The organism is Rhodopirellula maiorica SM1 (genome assembly GCF_000346295.1).
Classification (GTDB): Bacteria; Planctomycetota; Planctomycetia; order Pirellulales; family Pirellulaceae; genus Novipirellula; species Novipirellula maiorica.
Map to the genome: position 1 here is coordinate 1 of NZ_ANOG01000945.1, position 1,209 is coordinate 1,209.

A 1,209-nucleotide genomic window follows, 5' to 3' on the forward strand; every position below is an offset into this window, starting at 1 on the left:
ATCAATCCTTTTTTCCAGGCGTGAACGGATTGCCGTCGGACTCCGCGGGGGCCGCACCTTCGGGCCCATCCAAATCAAGTGATTCTGGATCAAACGACCCCAAACCCACACATTCGGAAGAGCCAACTCAATGACCAGCAAACCAGACGATTGGCGATCGATGCACGACGGTCGGCTTTCGGCGATGATCGAAGTCGCTCGGGCCGCCGGCCAGCACACGCTGAAGTATTTCGGGACCAGCGAATTGGTCGTCGATGCGAAAAAAGACGATTCACCTGTCACCGTGGCGGACCGTGAAGCCGAGCAATTGGTTCGTAAGCTGTTGGGCGAGCGATTTCCCGATGATACGCTGCAAGGCGAGGAATTTGCCGAAAAAGCGGGGACAAGCTCCTATCGCTGGGTCGTCGATCCGATCGATGGCACGAAATCGTTCGTGTGCGGGGTTCCGCTCTATTCGACGCTGTTGGCGGTCGAGTGCGATGGCGAGGTGATCGGGGGCGCAATTTTTATCCCCGCTTTGGACGAAATGATCGTGGCCGGGGTAGGGCAGGGCAGTTGGCACCGGAAAACGTCCAATTCCGATTGGAACCAAGCCGCCGTGTCGAGCAAAACCGATCTTTCTACCGCTGTTTTCGTCACCAGCGAAGTCGGCTCGTTCGCCAAGCGTGGCAATCCGAACGCGTATGCACAGCTTGAGCGGGATGCATGGGTGACGCGAAGTTGGGGGGATGGCTACGGATATCTGCTGGTCGCTACCGGGCGTGCCGATGTAATGGTCGACCCAATCTGCAATGCCTGGGATGTCGCCGCCATCATGCCAGTGATCCAAGAGGCGGGTGGCAAGTTCACCGACTGGAAAGGCACGTCCACCGTACGAGGGGGGGATGGCGTCGGAACCAACGGTCATCTGCATGCCGCCGTGCTCGAGCGGCTCGCCTAAGTAGGTAAGGAAAGGTCTTTCGTTATGTTGGCCGTTTTATCGCTAGCGGCCTGTTGATTTAATCGAAATGCAAATCGCATTGGTGAGCCGAGGGCCGTAAGGCACCGGGTAATGCGTGGGACCCGGCCGCTGACGCGCGAGCGGCTCACTAAATCAACAAGCCGCTAGCCACGGTTCCATCGCTGAACCGGGGCTAGCGCCCAAACGGCTAACGGGAGTTCACCTAAGGATTCCTGCCTATTGATAACCGCTGGAGGCAAGAATGGTGG

The 1,209-nt window shown here is 58.1% G+C and carries 1 protein-coding gene; it reads left to right on the forward strand.

What is annotated here, in order from left to right:
- Nucleotides 1-130 precede the first annotated feature (130 nt).
- On the forward strand, nt 131-940 hold the full coding sequence (gene hisN, locus RMSM_RS30195; protein ID WP_008706401.1) for a histidinol-phosphatase: 810 nt from the start codon (nt 131-133) through the stop codon (nt 938-940).
- Nucleotides 941-1,209: the final 269 nt, after the last annotated feature.

Excerpts from the sequence above, each read along its gene's own strand:
- hisN (WP_008706401.1), top strand. The coding sequence starts at position 131 with ATGACCAGCAAACCAGACGATTGGCGATCGATGCACGACGGTCGGCTT.